The following is a 16477-nucleotide window of genomic DNA, read 5'->3' on the forward strand; positions in this document are numbered from 1 at the left end:
GGAGATAAAGAAGAGGCAATCAGTCTTGGCTGTATTTGCCATTATCTTCGCTTCGCTTTCCTTTTTGGCGTCTATTAATTAGTGGCGGCAGTACGCTTTCGACAGGTCTGATTGTATTCTGTGCTTCTCCGCCGGTTCTCTTTTCTGGATTGTCGTTCTATGCGACTCGCAAGGATGGCAAAGTTGGCGGAAGAGTCTTCGTGTATATTGCGATAGCCATTATCAGGCCTCTAATGCATCTGGCTATGGCGTTAGCTTAGATCCTAAAACGACTGGTGTAAACAAAAACGTCATGTCCATCCCGGTATCGCGATAAAAAGCGGGACATTGTTCGCAACCGAAGACCGAGGGGCTGTGTCTCAGAATGAACCTTGAAACACAGCCCCTCGGCCTTTCGCTCGGATGCCGCTCGGGTTATGTAGGTTGCTCTACGTGTCCTGGACCGGCATCGCGCATCAGTCGGCGAAGTACTCCACGCCGGCCGCGAACAACGGCTGGTCCTTCTCGCCCGGCACGTTCTTGAACGTGCCGTTGCTGTAGCGCTCGGAGTGGCCCATCTTGCCGAACACGCGACCGTCCGGGCTGGTGATGCCTTCGATGGCCAGTAGCGAGCCGTTCGGGTTCACGTCGAGGTCCATACCCGGCACGCCGGCCTCGTCCACGTACTGCGTGGCGATCTGGCCATTGGCCTTGAGCTGAGCGAGCACGTCGTCGGAGGCCACGAAGCGGCCTTCGCCGTGGGAGATGGCGATGGTGTGCATGTCGCCCACCTCGGTCTTGGCGAGCCACGGGGAGAGGTTCGACGCCACACGGGTGCGCACCAGACGGCTCTGATGGCGGCCGATGGTGTTGAACGTCAGCGTCGGGCATTCGGCGGTCATCGGCACGATGTCGCCGTACGGTACCAGGCCGAGCTTGATGAGCGCCTGGAAGCCGTTGCAGATGCCGAGCATCAGACCATCACGATTGTTCAACAGGTCGCGCACGGCTTCGGTCACGGCCGGGGCACGGAAGAACGCGGTGATGAACTTGGCGGAACCGTCCGGCTCGTCGCCACCGGAGAAGCCGCCGGGAATCATGATGATCTGGCTCTTCCGGATCTCCTCGACCAGCGCGGCGGTGGATTCGGCCACGGCGGCTGGGGTGAGATTGTTCACGATCAACGTACTCACATCGGCGCCTGCACGCTCGAAGGCGGCTGCGGAATCATACTCGCAGTTGTTGCCGGGGAACACCGGAATCACCACATGCGGCTTGGCGATGCCGGTGCCGGCATACACGGTCTTCTTCGGTGCCTCGAAGGAGATGGTCTCAGCCGTCTTGCCCTTCTCCTCATCCTTGGAACGATACGGGAACACGGATTCGATGCCGCCTTCCCATGCGTCCTGCAGCTCGGCCAGATCCAGTATCTCGCCGGCGGCGACAAACGAGTAGTCCTCGATGGTCTCACCGATCTCACCGACCTCGACGAGGTTGGACACAGCCGGAATCTTCGTGTCATCGGCCAGCTCCATGATGAAGGAGCCGTACGCCGGAGCGAACAGGTCATCCACGGAAATATCGGAGACGAGCTTCACGCCGATCTGGTTGCCGACGGTCATCTTGAAGAGGGCTTCGGCGGTAGCGCCGTAGCCTGGAGTGGACACGGCCAGAGCGTCACCGAAATCGGTCAGGGATTCAACGAGCAAGAACGCCTCCAGCAGTGCATCCTTGTTCGGCGTCAGGCCGTCTTCAAGGTAGCGTGGGGCGATACGGACCACGCGGTGGCCGGCGCCCTTGAATTCGGGGGAGGTGGCACGCTTCATGTTGCCTACGGCCACGGCGAATGAGATCAGGGTCGGCGGAACGTCAAGCTGCTCGAAGGTGCCGGACATGGAGTCCTTGCCACCGATCGCACCGGCTCCAAGGTCCACTTGAGCCATCAGGGCGCCCAGTACGGCGGCCATCGGCTTGCCCCAGCGCTCCGGTTCATCGCGCAGTTTCTCGAAATACTCCTGGAAGCTCAGGTACGCTTTCTCGTGCTCGAAACCGGCGGCGACCAGCTTCGACAGGGATTCGACCACGGACAGGTATGCGCCCGTGAACTGGTTCTTCTCCATGATGTACGGGTTGAAGCCCCAGGCCATCGCGGAGGCGGTGGTGGTCTCGCCGAACACCGGAAGCTTGGCGACCATGGCCATGTTCGGGGTCAGCTGCTTTCTGCCACCGAACGGCATGAGCACGGTACCCGCGCCGATAGTGGAGTCGAAACGCTCACTCAACCCCTTGTTGGAGGCCACGTTCAGGTCGGTAAGCATGGTGTGCATACGCTCGGATAGCGAGCCGGAAGCCCACGGCGTGGCGTAATCATGCTGCGCCTCGACATGCACCACCTGATGCTTCGGAGCGCCATTGGAGGCGAGGAATTCGCGGGACAGGTCCACGATCGTGTCTCCGTTCCACGTCATCGTCATACGCGGTTCCTCGGTCACCGTCGCGATGACCTCGGCCTCGAGGTTCTCTTCCCTGGCATAACCGAGGAATTCGTCCACATCCTCCGCAGACACATCCACGGCCATACGTTCCTGCGATTCGGAAATCGCAAGCTCGGTGCCGTCCAGACCCTCGTATTTCTTGGACACCTTGTTGAGATCCACATACAGGCCGTCAGCCAGCTCACCGACCGCCACGGATACGCCGCCCGCACCGAAATCGTTGCAGCGCTTGATTAGACGGCATGCGTCGCCACGGCGGAACAGACGCTGCAACTTGCGTTCGACCGGCGCGTTGCCCTTCTGCACCTCGGCACCGTCGAGTTCCAGCGATTCGACGTTGTGGGCCTTGGAAGCGCCGGTCGCGCCACCGATGCCGTCACGTCCGGTACGCCCGCCGAGCAGGATGATCTTGTCGCCGGGGGCCGGGGTCTCACGGCGCACATGATCGGCCGGGGTCGCAGCCACGACCGCACCGACCTCCATGCGCTTGGCCACATAGCCCGGGTGGTAGATCTCGTCGACCTGGCCGGTGGCCAGACCGATCTGATTGCCGTAGGAGGAGTAGCCGGCTGCGGCGGTAGTGACGAGCTTGCGCTGGGGGAGCTTGCCTTCGAGCGTCTCGGAAACCGGAACGGTCGGATCGGCGGCGCCGGTCACGCGCATGGCCTGATACACGTAGGAACGGCCGGACAGCGGATCGCGGATGCAGCCGCCGATGCAGGTGGCCGCGCCACCGAACGGCTCGATTTCGGTCGGGTGGTTGTGGGTTTCGTTCTTGAACAGGAACAGCCAATCCTCATCCTGGCCGTTCACATCCACCTTCACCTTGACGGTGCAGGCGTTGATCTCCTCGGACTCGTCAAGGTTCTTCAGAATGCCGTTCTTCTTGAGCCACTTCGCGCCGATCGTGCCCATATCCATCAGGCATACCGGCTTGGCATCACGGCCCAGTTCGTGGCGCATCTCAAGGTACTTGTCGAACGCGGCCTTGACGGCGGCATCGTCGATCGTGACCTCATCGAGCTGCGTGCCGAATGTGGTATGTCGGCAATGATCCGACCAGTAGGTGTCGATCACCTTGATCTCGGTGATGGTCGGATCACGCTGCTCCTCGATGAAGTGCGTACGGCAGAACTGCAGGTCGGCCAGATCCATGGCGAGACCACGGTCGGCGATGAACTGCTCGAGATCGGCGTCGCTCATGGTGCGGAAGCCTTCGATGACCTCCACCTTGCCCGGGACCGGCACCTGGGTCTTGAGCGTGGTCTTCGGCTTGAGGGAGGCTTCACGGGCCTCGACCGGGTTGATCACATAATGCTTGATGGCATCAACGTCATCGGCGGACAGTTCGCCCTCCAACGCATACACCTTGGCGGAGCGCACGGTAGGGCGCTCACCCTGCGAAATCAGCTGGATGCATTCACTGGCGGAATCGGCACGTTGGTCGAACTGACCCGGCAGATATTCCACGGCGAACACGGTATCGGCGCCAAAATCCGGTAGCTCGGTGCAGACATCATCCACCTGCGGCTCGCTGAACACGGTCGGCGTGGCTTGGGCGAACAGCTCTTCGCTGATGCCTTCCACGTCGTAACGGTTGACGAGACGCACGTTCTTCAGTGCCTTGATGCCGAGAATGGTTCTGAGCTCGTTGGCAAGCTGCCGCGCCTCGACGTCAAAGCCATGCTTCTTCTCCACATACACGCGGAAAACCATGTGTGTCATCTCCTTCTCACAAGAGTTTCGGGATTTCAAAGAATGATGAAAACAAATTGAGCCCGCATCCGGCTTGCGCTCCGGATGCGGGCTGCACACGTATTATTCGGCTACTTCGATGCCTTCGGACTTGGCGAGTTCGGCCAATCGGCTTTCGATCTCCTCATATGCCGGAATGATGTCGCCCAGGTCGCGGCGGAACAGATCCTTGTCGAGATGTTCGACCTTGCCGGAATGGTCGCGCTGGTCCCACAGGCGGCAGGAATCCGGGGTGATCTCATCGGCCAGCAGCAGCGTGCCGTCGCTGGTGCGTCCCATCTCGATCTTGAAATCCACGAGCTTGACGTCGATCTTGGCGAAGATCTCGATCAGGGCCTCGTTGATGCGGCGGGCGAGCGGTGCGATTTCGGCGAGATCCTCACGGGTGCAAGTGCCCAAGGCCACCAGATCGTCGTCATTCACGAACGGATCATGCAGATCGTCGTTCTTCAGGAAGTATTCGAGCACCGGCTCCTTGAGGGCCATACCCTCCTCAACGCCCAGGCGGGAGCAGAAATGGCCGGCGGCGGTGTTGCGCAGCACGATCTCCAGCGGGAACATGGTGACCTTCCTGACCAGCTGGGAGGTGTCACCGACGCGGGCCACAAGGTGGCTTTCGATGCTGCGCTTCTTCAGAAGATCGAAGATCAGCGTGGTGATGAGGTTGTTCAACCTGCCCTTGCCGGCGAAGTCTTCCTTCTTCTCGCCGTCACCTGCGGTAGCGGAGTTCTTGTATTCGACCCAAAGCACTTCCGGATCGTCAGTTGCGTACAGTTGCTTGGCCTTGCCCTCGTAGAGCTTTTCCAGCTTCTCCATTACTCGCCTTTCCTGGAATGGTAGGTAGATAGTTTGGTGAACTTGACGGTTAACAAGATACCAACTGGAGGCTACAATCGGGGCATTTTCGGTGCGTTTCACAGGGCGCCCCGAAGGGGTGGTCAGACGATGCCGACTCCAATCGTTTCGGCCACATGCGCGGCCTTGGCCCGAGCGGCGGATTCGTCGGTTCCGATAGCCAGCGCGACCGCCATACGGCGATGGCCATGCACCTCGGGCTTGGCGAAGATGCGCAGATCGGTCCCCGGCTCAGCCAATGCGTCGGCGACATTCGTGAATTCGACCTCACCGTCGCCCTCCACCACGATGGCACGGCTGGCCGCGACCGATCCCGCCGGAATGGAAAGCGCCACATGGCCTTCCGTGATCGGCATGCCGAGAATCGCACGGGCATGCAGTGCGAACTCGCTCAGCCGCTGTGAGGCCATGGTCACCATGCCGGTATCGTGCGGGCGGGGGGAGACCTCATTGAACAGCACGGAACCGTCGGTCAGCACGAACAGTTCCACGCCGAACACGCCCCAACCCTTCTCTCCGGAGGCCTGCGCCTTTGCCACAAGTCCCTTCACCGCAGCGTGCGCGATATGCTTCGCCTGTTCAAGCACCTTTGCGGTAAAGGTGGCGGGTTGCCAGGATTCACGGTAATCGCCGCTTTCCTGACGCTGACCAATCGGAGCGCAGGTCACGATGCCCGCCGAAGAGCTTACGGTCAGTACGGTCAGCTCATAGTCAAGCGGTGCCAGAGCCTCGACGATCACCCGGGATACGTCTCCCTCGCCATGTGCGCGTCGACCTTCCTGCGCCTCGGTCCAGGCCGCGTCGATCGCATCGGCGGAACGTACCACGGACTGTCCGTGACCGGATGAGCTCATAATCGGTTTGACCACACATGGGTATCCTACGGTTTCGGCACCGGCGCGCAGTTCTTCGAGCGAACCGGCGAAACGGTATGGCGTGGTCGGCAATTTCAGGTCCTCATGTGCAAGTACGCGCAGTCGTTCGCGATCCATGCAGATCGCCGCGATCTCTGCGCTCGGCACCACCTGTACGCCACGGTCGGCGGCCTCGGCCAGCTCGGCAGTGGCAATCGCCTCGACCTCCGGCACGATGATGTCCGGCTTGATCTCGTCGAACAACGTACGCAACCGTTCGGCGTTCGCCATATCGAGCACACGATATTCATGGGCGACCTGCTGGGCGGGGGCGCCGGCGTACGAATCGGCCGCGCATACCCATGCGCCGAGCCTCATCAGTTCGAGGGTGACCTCCTTGCCCAGCTCGCCGGAGCCGAGAAACAGAATACGGGTCGGATGTTTGCCAAGCGGGGTGCCCAAGGCACGATTCTCTTCAGTCATGATTCTTATTGTGCCATCGGCGTAGGATGGGGCGCATGCTTGAGAACGAAAAGAAGGAGGCCGACCGCCCGCTGACCATCGCCATGGTGGTCGATACGTCGGGCAACCGAGGCAACGGCACTTCGAACTCCGCCCTGCAATGGGCGCAGGAGCTGGAACGGCAAGGGCACCATGTGCGTCTGGTCGGCATCGGGGCGCCTGATTTTCCGGCGCGCGTAAACCATGTGCCACTGGTGAGCTGGGTGGCGAAGCAGCAGCAGATGCAGTTCGCCGAACCAAGTGACACGCTATTCCGTGCGGCGTTCCTGGGTGTGGACGCGGTGCACATCTACACACCGTTCCGTTTCGGCCAACATGCCTGCAAGGTGGCCAAACAGATGGGTGTCACGGTCACCGCCGGCTATCATGTGCAGCCGGAGAACATCACCTACTCCGCGGGACCGCTTAAGTACGTACCCGGCATCGACTCATTTATATATTGGCTGTTCGATATGTGGCTGTATCGCAGAATCGATCATGTGCATGTACCTACCGAACTGGGTGCCAGTCTGCTGCGCTCGCATGGCTATAAGGCGAAGCTGCATGTGATCTCCAATGGCTACGAGACTCGCTTCACGCCGAAAAAGCAGCGGGAGGGGAACGAATCGGCGGCAACGCCGTTTCGCATCGTCGCGTCTGGCCGCCTGACACACGAGAAGAATCATGCCATGTTGATTCGTGCCATCGCGCGATGCCGCCACGCGCAAGACATCGAATTGACGATCGCCGGCACCGGTCCGCTGAAGAGGAAACTGCGGAAGATGGCCGATCGTCTGCTGGCCCGTCCCGCTTCGATCGGATTTCATAAGAACACCGAAATGCCGGCGTTGCTGCGTTCCGGCGACCTGCTGGTACACCCATCGATCGCCGATTTGGAATCGGTGAGTGTGATCGAGGGTATGGCGGCCGGTCTGGTGCCGGTGATCGCCTCGTCACCGTTGAGCGCGGCCGGACAGTTTGCGCTGCGCGACGAATCGCTGTTCCCCGTTGACGATGTGGACGCGCTGGCTCGGCGTATTGATTGGTGGATCGACCATCCGGCGGAACTCAACGAGTGGGGTGCCATCTACGCCGAACATACCCGGAAGCATTATTCGGTCGAGGCCTCCGTACGCCAGTTCGTGGCCATGGAGCACGAGGCCATCGCCGACAACGCTACAGCAGTGCGATAAGCTTTTCGACCTGCTCGTCGGTGGTGGCCCAGCTGGTGCAGATGCGCATCACGGTGTGTGCGTCGTCGGCCTTTTCCATGAAGCCCAAGCGCACATGTCGCTGCAGACGGTTCGACGTCTCATTGTCGAGCGTGACGAAAATCTGATTGGTCGGCGCATCGAAAGTCAACGTATATCCACGTTCCGAGAGTGCTTCACGGATGCGATCGGCCGCGGTATTGGCGCGATGCGCGATGCGACGGTATAGATCGTCGGTGAACAGCGTGTCGAATTGCAATCCGAGCAGCCATCCCTTGGCCAGCAGCGCACCGTGCCGCTTGACAAGCGTGACGAAATGTTCCGGCATGTTGCCATGCGTGAACACCACGGCCTCGCCGAACATCGCGCCCACCTTGGTGCCACCGATATAGAACACATCGGAGAGCCTCGCGATGTCCTGAAGCGTCACGTCATTGCCGGTGGCGGTCAACGCGTAGCCGAGGCGCGCGCCATCGATGAACAGCGGCAGTTCATATCCGTCACAGACCTTACGGATCGCCTTCAGCTCGGGCAGCGTGTACAGCGTGCCATATTCGGTGGCCTGAGAAATGTAGACACAGCCCGGGAACACCATATGTGCGTGGTTGCCATCCGCATAGAAGTCCGCGCAGTACTCGTCAAGCTCGCGCGCGTCGATCTTGCCGTCATGGTGGGGGAGCGTCAGCACCTTATGCCCGGTGGATTCGATGGCGCCTGCCTCATGAACGTTCACATGGCCGGTGCCGGCGGCCACCACGCCGGCATATTGCGGGGTGATGGAGTCGATGACGATCTGGTTGGTCTGCGTACCTCCGACCAGAAAGAAGATTTCGGCCTTCGGACTTTCGCAGGCCGCGCGGATTTTCGCCTTGGCGGATTCGCAGATTTCGTCGCTGCCATAGCCCGGATACTGCTTTGCGACGGTCTGCCGGATGCCTTCGATGATTTCCGGTGTGGCGGTGCAGGAATAATCGTTTTCAAAAGACAGCATGGCCCTCCTTGGATGATTGCCGTCGGTCATATGTTCCTGAGAATAACAAAAAAACCTCGGAATGTCTTCCGAGGTTTACCGGGGTGGCTAACGCGGCTCGAACGCGCGACCTTCTGAACCACAATCAGATGCTCTACCAACTGAGCTATAGCCACCATGTTTTTACTCCCCTAAGGAAGCGCAACAGGTGAATACTATACACGATTTTTCAGGGATGAATGTTCCGGCGTGTTGCGTTGGGTGGGCGGCGTCTGTAGTTCAGCATATGAGCGCGGTGTCACATGTGCGGCGCACGTTGGCATAGGTTGTATCGCGCAATCCAAAAGATGATGTTGACGTATCAATAATGACATTGCTGAATCGAGAGAGAAATGCAGAAAGTCAAGGCCTTTGGTGAGTGGCTCACCAAATGGTTCACCGCAATCGTGATCGTGTGGGCCGTGTTCAACTATTTCGTGCCGCAGGCCAGCCTGTGGGGCAAATCCTACACCGGCTACTTCCTGGGCATCGTGCTGTTCGGCATGGGGCTGACGTTGACGCTTGATGATTTCAAGCGCATCCTCACCCAGCCGCTGATGGTGATCGTCGGCACCGTGGCGCACTTCGTGATCATGCCGCTCGTCGCCGTGCTGCTGTGCTGGATCTTCCGTCTTGACGGTGCGCTTGCCGTCGGCGTGATCCTGGTCGGTTGCTGCCCGTCCGGCACCTCATCCAACGTGATGAGCTACCTGAGCCGCGGTGACGTGGCTCTGGACGTGTCCATCGGCATCCTGTCCACATTGTGCGCCCCGTTCATGATTCCGCTGCTGATGCAGTGGCTGGCCTCCCAGTATGTGAGCGTGCCGGTCGAATCGTTGTTCCTCAACGCCATCAAGGTGGTGCTGTTCCCGATCGCCCTCGGTGTGATCTGCCATGCCATCTTCAAAGAGAAGATCGAGAGGATTACGGTGGCGTTGCCGATTGTCTCCCAGGTCGCCATCCTGCTTATCATCGGCGTGGTGGTCGCCGCCAACGGGCCGAAACTGTTCGTGGCCTCCTCCCTGCTGGCCATCCCGGTGGTCATCCTGCACAATCTGTGCGGTTATGCGTTGGGCTTCGGTTTCTCCAAGCTCATGTACAAGGTGTACCCGAAAGGTTTCCGCTATGCGCAGCAGAAGGCCATCACCTTCGAGGTCGGCATGCAGGATTCCGCATTGGGTGCCACCTTGGCCCTGACCTCCTTCGCCTCCAACCCGCTGGCCGCCGTTCCGTCCACCTTCTTCAGCGTGTGGCACAACATCTCCGGTTCGGTGCTTTCCAGCTGGTGGCGCGAACATGATGACAGGCAACGGATCCACCCGGATTCCGACAACGGCGAAAAGGGTTCCGCAACCAGGATCGCGGACTCCGAAGCCGAACGGAAGATCGTTGAGCCGACGGACGCCCGATCCGACTTCCCGGTCGTCTGAGGCAATATGGGCATGACACCCCTGAACCGCTCAGAACGGCTCAGGGGTTGTTCGTTTTCGATGATAATTTCCTGTTGCTTGTTCGATTTTGTCACATCTCCTCAGAGAAGATGAAAGACATTGGAATTATTGGGATTTGATGGTGTTCATGTCCGTGTTTCGTGTGCGATTTGGGGTATACTGATACATGAAGGCCGGAGTTGTGGATCGGTCGAGAATTCGTCAGGTCGCAACGAAGCGTCCACGGCCGCGAGGTTCATGCGCAACGCCTTCAAGATAATTGAACAATAACTGAAAAATAATTGAATATAGCGATTCAAGATGGCGGCAAGGGGTAGTACGGCGCGGAAGCCGGGCCGCGGCAAACAGACAGCAGACATAGTATTTGGGTTATTAGGACGCGCAAGGTGGCGCGTGAGAACTGAGTAAGGGAACCTCCTTCCCCGAGTGAATGGCCCCGGTGGCCGGTAGGCACCGGGGCCATTCTTTGCGCCGTGACACGGCGGAAGGCCATTGTCCGACGTGAGCGTATACTTATAACTTGTGTGTGCCAACGGTATGCCTTATGTGACAGGTGTACGGGTTGGGATATCCCGGAACTCGAACGGATCACGCGCAGCAATGCGGCGGTGAGAGAGGGATGGGCCATCGGGCCGGTGGACTGTGGCTATCTTTACGATTCGGTGTCGTGGGGTGTGTGCGCAGTGCGGCGGTCACACGAAGACAAGAGAAACCACTGAATCGGAGAATTCAAGTTGCCTACTATTGAACAGCTCGTCCGTAAGGGACGTCAGGCAAAGCCGAAGAAGTCCAAGACTTTGGCACTGAAGGGAAGCCCGCTGCGCCGCGGCGTGTGCACCCGTGTTTACACCACCACCCCGAAGAAGCCGAACTCGGCACTGCGTAAGGTCGCTCGTGTGCGCCTGAGCTCCGGTGTGGAAGTCACCGCTTACATCCCGGGCGAAGGCCACAACCTGCAGGAGCACTCCATCGTGCTCGTGCGCGGCGGCCGTGTCAAGGATCTGCCGGGTGTTCGTTACCACATCGTGCGTGGCGCCCTCGATACCCAGGGCGTTAAGGATCGCAAGCAGGGTCGTTCCCTGTACGGAGCAAAGAAGGCGAAGTAAGAGATATGTCACGTAAAGGACCTTCCAAGAAGCATCAGCTGCTGCCGGATCCGATTTACGGTTCCACCGTTGTGGCACAGCTCATCAACAAGATTCTGCTCGACGGCAAGAAGTCGATCGCCGAAGACATCGTCTACTCCGCTCTCGATATGGTCAAGGAGAAGACCGATCAGGAGCCGGTGGCCGTTCTGAAGCGCGCTCTCGACAACATCCGCCCGTCCCTCGAGGTTCGCTCCCGCCGTGTCGGTGGCGCCACCTACCAGGTTCCGGTCGAGGTGAAGCCGGCTCGTGCCAACACCCTGTCCCTGCGCTGGCTGACGGACTTCTCCCGCGCTCGTCGCGAGAAGACCATGGCCGAGCGTCTGGCCAACGAAATCCTCGATGCCTCCAACGGTCTCGGTGCTTCTGTCAAGCGCCGCGAGGATACTCATAAGATGGCGGAAGCCAACAAGGCATTCGCTCATTACCGCTGGTAATTAGTCGAGTAACGAGAGTTAAGGAATACTCATGGCACTAGACGTGCTTACTGATCTCAACCAGATCCGTAACATCGGCATCATGGCTCACATTGATGCCGGTAAGACCACCACCACCGAGCGTATCCTGTACTACACCGGCAAGAACTACAAGATCGGCGAGACCCATGATGGCGCCTCGACGATGGACTTCATGGCTCAGGAGCAGGAGCGCGGCATCACCATCCAGTCCGCCGCCACCACCTGCTTCTGGAACCGTCAGACCCATGACGAGAAGCAGAAGTTCCAGATCAACATCATCGATACCCCGGGCCACGTGGACTTCACGGCCGAGGTGGAGCGCTCCCTGCGAGTGCTTGATGGCGCCGTCGCCGTGTTCGATGGCAAGGAAGGTGTGGAGCCGCAGTCCGAGACCGTGTGGCGTCAGGCCGACAAGTACGGTGTTCCGCGTATCTGCTTCATCAACAAGATGGATAAGCTCGGCGCCGATTTCTACTACTCCGTCGACACCATTAAGACCAAGCTGGGCGCGACCCCGCTCGTCGTTCAGCTGCCGATCGGCGCTGAGAACGACTTCGCCGGCGTCGTCGACCTGATTCGCATGAAGGCCTACGTCTGGAACGACGTCAAGGATGATATGGGTGCCCACTACGACACCACCGACATCCCGGCCGATCTGCAGGACAAGGCTGAGCAGTATCATGCAGAGTTGCTCGACCAGGTCGCCGAGTCCGATGAGGAGCTGCTCGAGAAGTACCTCGAGTCCGGCGAACTGACCGAGGAAGAGATTCGTGCAGGCATCCGTAAGCTCACCATCAACCGTGAGGCCTACCCGGTGCTGTGCGGCTCCGCCTTCAAGGACAAGGGTGTTCAGCCGATGCTGGATGCCGTCGTCGACTACCTGCCGAGCCCGGAGGACGTGCCGTCCATCGTCGGCTTCGACCCGAAGGACGAGTCCCACGAGATCGATCGTCACCCGACGACCGATGACCCGTTCGCCGCTCTGGTCTTCAAGATCTCCACCCACCCGTTCTACGGCAAGCTCGTCTTCGTGCGTGTGTACTCCGGTGCCGTCAAGCCGGGCGATACCGTGCTTGACTCCACCAAGGAGAAGAAGGAACGTGTCGGCAAGATCTTCCAGATGCACGCCGACAAGGAGAACCCGGTGGATGCCGCCGAAGCCGGCAACATCTACACCTTCGTGGGCCTGAAGAACGTCACCACCGGTGATACCCTGTGCGACGAGAAGGCTCCGATCTCCCTCGAGTCCATGACCTTCCCCGATCCGGTGATCGAGGTGGCCGTGGAGCCGAAGACCAAGGCCGACCAGGAGAAGATGAGCATCGCTCTGGCGAAGCTGTCCGACGAAGACCCGACCTTCCAGGTGAAGACCGACGAAGAGTCCGGCCAGACCCTGATCTCCGGCATGGGCGAGCTGCAGCTCGACATCATCGTCGACCGTATGCGTCGTGAATTCAAGGTGGAATGCAACGTCGGCAATCCGCAGGTTGCATACCGCGAGACGATTCGCAAGGCCGTCATGAACCAGGAATACACGCACAAGAAGCAGACCGGTGGTTCCGGCCAGTTCGCAAAGGTCCTGATGAACTTCGAGCCGCTCAACACCGAGGAAGGCGAAACCTACGAGTTCGTCAACGAGGTTACCGGCGGCCACATCACCAAGGAATTCATTCCTTCCATCGATGCTGGCGTGCAGGAAGCCATGGAATCCGGCATTCTCGCCGGCTTCCCGGTGGTTGGCGTCAAGGCGACCGTCACCGACGGCCAGGTCCACGACGTCGATTCCTCCGAGATGGCCTTCAAGATCGCGGGCTCCATGTGCTTCAAGGAAGCCGCCCCGAAGGCCAAGCCGGTCATCCTCGAGCCGATCATGGCCGTGGAAGTGCGTACCCCGGAAGAGTACATGGGCGATGTGATGGGCGATCTGAACGCCCGTCGTGGTTCCATCCAGTCCATGACCGACTCCACCGGTGTCAAGGTCATCGATGCCAAGGTTCCGCTGTCCGAAATGTTCGGCTACATCGGTGACCTGCGTTCCAAGACCCAGGGCCGTGCAATGTTCACCATGCAGATGGACTCCTATGCAGAGGTTCCGAAGAACGTCTCCGAGGAGATCATCAAGGCCCAGCGCGGCGAGTGACACGCGCCGCCGCCTCATTGGAAGCTGTCTCCAGTCAGCGTTAGTATTTTGTAGCGCTGACTGGGTTCGGGCTCCAAAGTGGCACAAACCCGTCAAACCCAGTAAAATGTAGCGAGTGCCTTGAACCGAGTTCAAGGCTGTTTACTACGAGACGTCCAGGAGGACAAAACACATGGCAAAGGAAAAGTACGAGCGTACTAAGCCGCACGTTAACATTGGTACCATCGGCCACGTCGATCACGGTAAGACTACCCTGACCGCAGCCATCTCCAAGGTTCTGCACGAAGAGTACCCGGACATCAACCCGGCCTACGACTTCAACCAGATCGACGCCGCTCCGGAAGAGCAGCAGCGTGGTATCACCATCAACATCGCCCACATCGAGTACCAGACCGCTGAGCGTCACTACGCTCACGTCGACTGCCCGGGCCACGCCGACTTCGTGAAGAACATGATCACCGGCGCTGCCCAGATGGATGGCGCTATCCTCGTTGTGGCCGCCACCGATGGCCCGATGGCTCAGACCCGTGAGCACGTGCTGCTCGCCCGTCAGGTGGGCGTGCCGCGTATCCTCGTCGCCCTGAACAAGTGCGATATGGTCGACGATGAAGAGCTCATCGAGCTCGTTGAGGAAGAGGTCCGTGACCTCCTCGACGAGAACGGCTTCGATCGCGATTGCCCGGTCATCCACACCTCCGCCTACGGCGCACTGCATGACGATGCTCCGGACCACGACAAGTGGGTTGAGTCCGTCAAGGAACTCATGAAGGCAGTCGACGAGTACATTCCGACCCCGACCCACGATCTGGACAAGCCGTTCCTGATGCCGATCGAAGATGTGTTCACCATCTCCGGCCGCGGCACCGTGGTTACCGGCCGTGTCGAGCGTGGTAAGCTCCCGGTCAACTCCAACGTCGAGATCGTCGGCATCCGCCCGACCCAGACCACCACCGTCACCTCCATCGAGACCTTCCACAAGCAGATGGACGAGTGCGAGGCTGGCGATAACACCGGTCTGCTGCTCCGCGGCATCAACCGTGATCAGGTCGAGCGTGGCCAGGTCCTGGCTGCTCCGGGCTCCGTGACCCCGCACACCAAGTTCGAGGGCGAAGTCTACGTGCTGACCAAGGACGAAGGCGGCCGTCACTCGCCGTTCTTCTCCAACTACCGTCCGCAGTTCTACTTCCGTACCACCGACGTCACCGGCGTCATCACCCTGCCGGAAGGCGTCGAGATGGTGCAGCCGGGCGATCACGCCACCTTCGGCGTTGAGCTGATCCAGCCGATCGCTATGGAAGAGGGCCTGACCTTCGCAGTGCGTGAAGGCGGCCACACCGTCGGCTCGGGCCGTGTCACCAAGATCATCGAGTAGTTTCACCCGATATCACAAGGCACGCTTGAACTAGCGTTCTAAGGAAAAACCTCCCAGGATTCATGTCTTGGGAGGTTTTTCCGTATATATGGAAGGCGAGCAATCAAAGTATGCACGCCGTGGCATAATGGGCAAGGCTATTTTTAAGCTTTCCCTGTTAGTCGAAGAAATAGGTGAGTTAATTTGGCACAGACTACCAATGACATCAAGAACGGTTCCGTCCTGAACCTCGACGGCCAGCTGTGGTCCGTCATCAAGTTCCAGCACGTCAAGCCGGGCAAGGGCCCCGCCTTCGTGCGCACCACCATCAAGAACGTGCTTTCCGGCAAGATCGTCGACAAGACCTTCAACGCCGGCATGAAGATGGAATTCGAAACCGTTGACAACCGTAACCTCCAGTACTCCTATGAGGACGGCGACAACTTCGTGTTCATGGATATGACCACCTACGATCAGATCTACATCCCGAAGACCCTGGTCGGCGATCAGGCCAAGTACCTGCTCGAGGGCACTGACTGCGTCGTCTCCTTCCATGATGGCACCCCTCTGTCCGTGGAGCTGCCGGCTTCCGTGATCCTGACCGTGACCCACACCGAGCCGGGTCTGCAGGGCAACCGCTCCAACGCGGGCACCAAGCCGGCCACCGTCGAGACCGGTGCCGAGATTCAGGTGCCGCTGTTCATCGGCGAAGGCGAGAAGGTCAAGGTGAACACCACCGACGGTTCCTACCTCGGCCGCGAGAACTGAGAGTAGAAGGGCGAAAGAAGCTTCCATGGCACGTTCCACCGCTCGCAAAAGGGCTCTGAATACGTTGTATGAAGCGGATGAGAAGGGACAGGACATCCTGTCCCTTCTTGCTGAGCGCATCGAGCAGCCCGGCGCTCAGACACCGCTGCCTGATTACGCCATCGAAATCGTTCGTGGCGTTGCAGAGAATCTTCACCAGATCGATTCCGTACTTGACGCGCATTCCACGGGTTGGAAGGTCAAGCGCATGGGCGTTGTCGACCGTAACATTCTGCGTATCGCCGTTTGGGAGATCATGTTCAATGATGATGTACCCAACATGGTGGCGATCGATGAGGCCCTAGGCCTTGCCAAGACGTTGTGCGATGACGATTCCCCGGCATTCATCCATGGCCTGCTCAGCGCGGTGAGCGCCGACGCGGGTGACGTTCAGATGGATGACCACCCGACCGAAAATTCAGTTCAATAGAAGCTGAAAGGCAAGCGATTCGGCCGGGTCGCGAGT

General features: G+C 59.5%; 12 protein-coding genes and 1 tRNA gene. 8 read left to right on the top strand and 5 right to left on the bottom strand.

Translation table 11 applies throughout. The annotated features are described in order from the left end of the window. Window positions 1-455: 455 nt before the first annotated feature. The 3 genes from BMOU_RS09885 to purT all read right to left on the bottom strand — a co-directional run bounded on the left by BMOU_RS09885 (window position 456) and on the right by purT (window position 6421). On the bottom strand, window positions 456-4190 hold the full coding sequence (locus BMOU_RS09885; RefSeq protein WP_034877164.1) for a phosphoribosylformylglycinamidine synthase: 3735 nt from the start codon (window positions 4188-4190) through the stop codon (window positions 456-458). A gap of 102 nt (window positions 4191-4292) precedes the next feature. Continuing rightward, a complete protein-coding gene (purC, locus tag BMOU_RS09890; protein ID WP_034877166.1) occupies window positions 4293-5045 on the bottom strand; it encodes a phosphoribosylaminoimidazolesuccinocarboxamide synthase in 753 nt (250 codons plus the stop codon). Window positions 5046-5167: 122 nt separating this feature from the next. Beyond that, window positions 5168-6421, bottom strand: coding sequence for a formate-dependent phosphoribosylglycinamide formyltransferase (gene purT / locus BMOU_RS09895; RefSeq protein ID WP_034877167.1), 1254 nt, complete (start codon window positions 6419-6421; stop codon window positions 5168-5170). Window positions 6422-6447: 26 nt separating this feature from the next. Here purT and BMOU_RS09900 point away from each other — a divergent pair, with 26 nt between their 5' ends. Next, the gene (locus tag BMOU_RS09900) at window positions 6448-7632 is read left to right on the top strand and encodes a glycosyltransferase (RefSeq protein ID WP_371851373.1); all 1185 of its coding nucleotides are present in this window, start codon (window positions 6448-6450) and stop codon (window positions 7630-7632) included. Here the strand turns inward: BMOU_RS09900 and BMOU_RS09905 are convergent. After that, window positions 7616-8641 carry a threonine aldolase family protein gene (locus BMOU_RS09905; protein ID WP_034877171.1) on the bottom strand — a complete coding sequence of 342 codons (1026 nt, stop codon included), beginning with the start codon at window positions 8639-8641 and terminating at the stop codon, window positions 7616-7618. The two genes, BMOU_RS09900 and BMOU_RS09905, sit on opposite strands and share 17 nt — an antisense overlap. Before the next feature lie 82 nt (window positions 8642-8723). After that, window positions 8724-8796: transfer RNA gene (locus tag BMOU_RS09910), tRNA-His, on the bottom strand. A gap of 216 nt (window positions 8797-9012) precedes the next feature. Between BMOU_RS09910 and BMOU_RS09915 the strand changes: the two genes are divergently transcribed. The 7 genes from BMOU_RS09915 to nusB all read left to right on the top strand — a co-directional run bounded on the left by BMOU_RS09915 (window position 9013) and on the right by nusB (window position 16441). Further along, complete coding sequence (locus BMOU_RS09915) at window positions 9013-10089, top strand: bile acid:sodium symporter family protein (protein ID WP_034877174.1); 1077 nt, start codon at window positions 9013-9015, stop codon at window positions 10087-10089. A gap of 755 nt (window positions 10090-10844) precedes the next feature. Continuing rightward, entirely contained in the window at window positions 10845-11216 is a 372-nt protein-coding gene (rpsL, locus tag BMOU_RS09920) for a 30S ribosomal protein S12 (RefSeq protein WP_003808601.1), read from the top strand. A 5-nt stretch (window positions 11217-11221) separates the two neighbouring features. Beyond that, window positions 11222-11692 (top strand): 30S ribosomal protein S7, encoded by a 471-nt coding sequence (gene rpsG, locus BMOU_RS09925; protein WP_003836460.1) that lies wholly within the window; start codon window positions 11222-11224, stop codon window positions 11690-11692. Window positions 11693-11723: 31 nt separating this feature from the next. Continuing rightward, window positions 11724-13853: an elongation factor G gene (gene fusA / locus BMOU_RS09930; RefSeq protein ID WP_034877182.1), complete on the top strand. Its 2130-nt coding sequence runs from the start codon at window positions 11724-11726 to the stop codon at window positions 13851-13853. 172 nt (window positions 13854-14025) lie between these two features. Continuing rightward, window positions 14026-15225, top strand: coding sequence for an elongation factor Tu (gene tuf, locus BMOU_RS09935; protein ID WP_003836844.1), 1200 nt, complete (start codon window positions 14026-14028; stop codon window positions 15223-15225). Window positions 15226-15408: 183 nt separating this feature from the next. Further along, window positions 15409-15972, top strand: coding sequence for an elongation factor P (gene efp, locus BMOU_RS09940; protein WP_003836842.1), 564 nt, complete (start codon window positions 15409-15411; stop codon window positions 15970-15972). A gap of 25 nt (window positions 15973-15997) precedes the next feature. Beyond that, window positions 15998-16441, top strand: a complete 444-nt coding sequence (gene nusB, locus BMOU_RS09945; protein WP_034877186.1) for a transcription antitermination factor NusB — start codon at window positions 15998-16000, stop codon at window positions 16439-16441. The last annotated feature ends 36 nt before the right edge of the window (window positions 16442-16477 follow it).

Source organism: Bifidobacterium moukalabense DSM 27321 (assembly GCF_000522505.1).
GTDB classification, from domain to species: domain Bacteria; phylum Actinomycetota; class Actinomycetes; order Actinomycetales; family Bifidobacteriaceae; genus Bifidobacterium; species Bifidobacterium moukalabense.

Bases quoted from the DNA above. Each gene is read 5' to 3' on its own strand.
- BMOU_RS09885 (WP_034877164.1), bottom strand. From the start codon at position 4,190: ATGGTTTTCCGCGTGTATGTGGAGAAGAAGCATGGCTTTGACGTCGAG.
- purC (WP_034877166.1), bottom strand. From the start codon at position 5,045: ATGGAGAAGCTGGAAAAGCTCTACGAGGGCAAGGCCAAGCAACTGTAC.
- purT (WP_034877167.1), bottom strand. From the start codon at position 6,421: ATGACTGAAGAGAATCGTGCCTTGGGCACCCCGCTTGGCAAACATCCG.
- BMOU_RS09900 (WP_371851373.1), top strand. From the start codon at position 6,448: ATGGGGCGCATGCTTGAGAACGAAAAGAAGGAGGCCGACCGCCCGCTG.
- BMOU_RS09905 (WP_034877171.1), bottom strand. From the start codon at position 8,641: ATGCTGTCTTTTGAAAACGATTATTCCTGCACCGCCACACCGGAAATC.
- BMOU_RS09915 (WP_034877174.1), top strand. From the start codon at position 9,013: ATGCAGAAAGTCAAGGCCTTTGGTGAGTGGCTCACCAAATGGTTCACC.
- rpsG (WP_003836460.1), top strand. From the start codon at position 11,222: ATGTCACGTAAAGGACCTTCCAAGAAGCATCAGCTGCTGCCGGATCCG.
- fusA (WP_034877182.1), top strand. From the start codon at position 11,724: ATGGCACTAGACGTGCTTACTGATCTCAACCAGATCCGTAACATCGGC.
- tuf (WP_003836844.1), top strand. From the start codon at position 14,026: ATGGCAAAGGAAAAGTACGAGCGTACTAAGCCGCACGTTAACATTGGT.
- nusB (WP_034877186.1), top strand. From the start codon at position 15,998: ATGGCACGTTCCACCGCTCGCAAAAGGGCTCTGAATACGTTGTATGAA.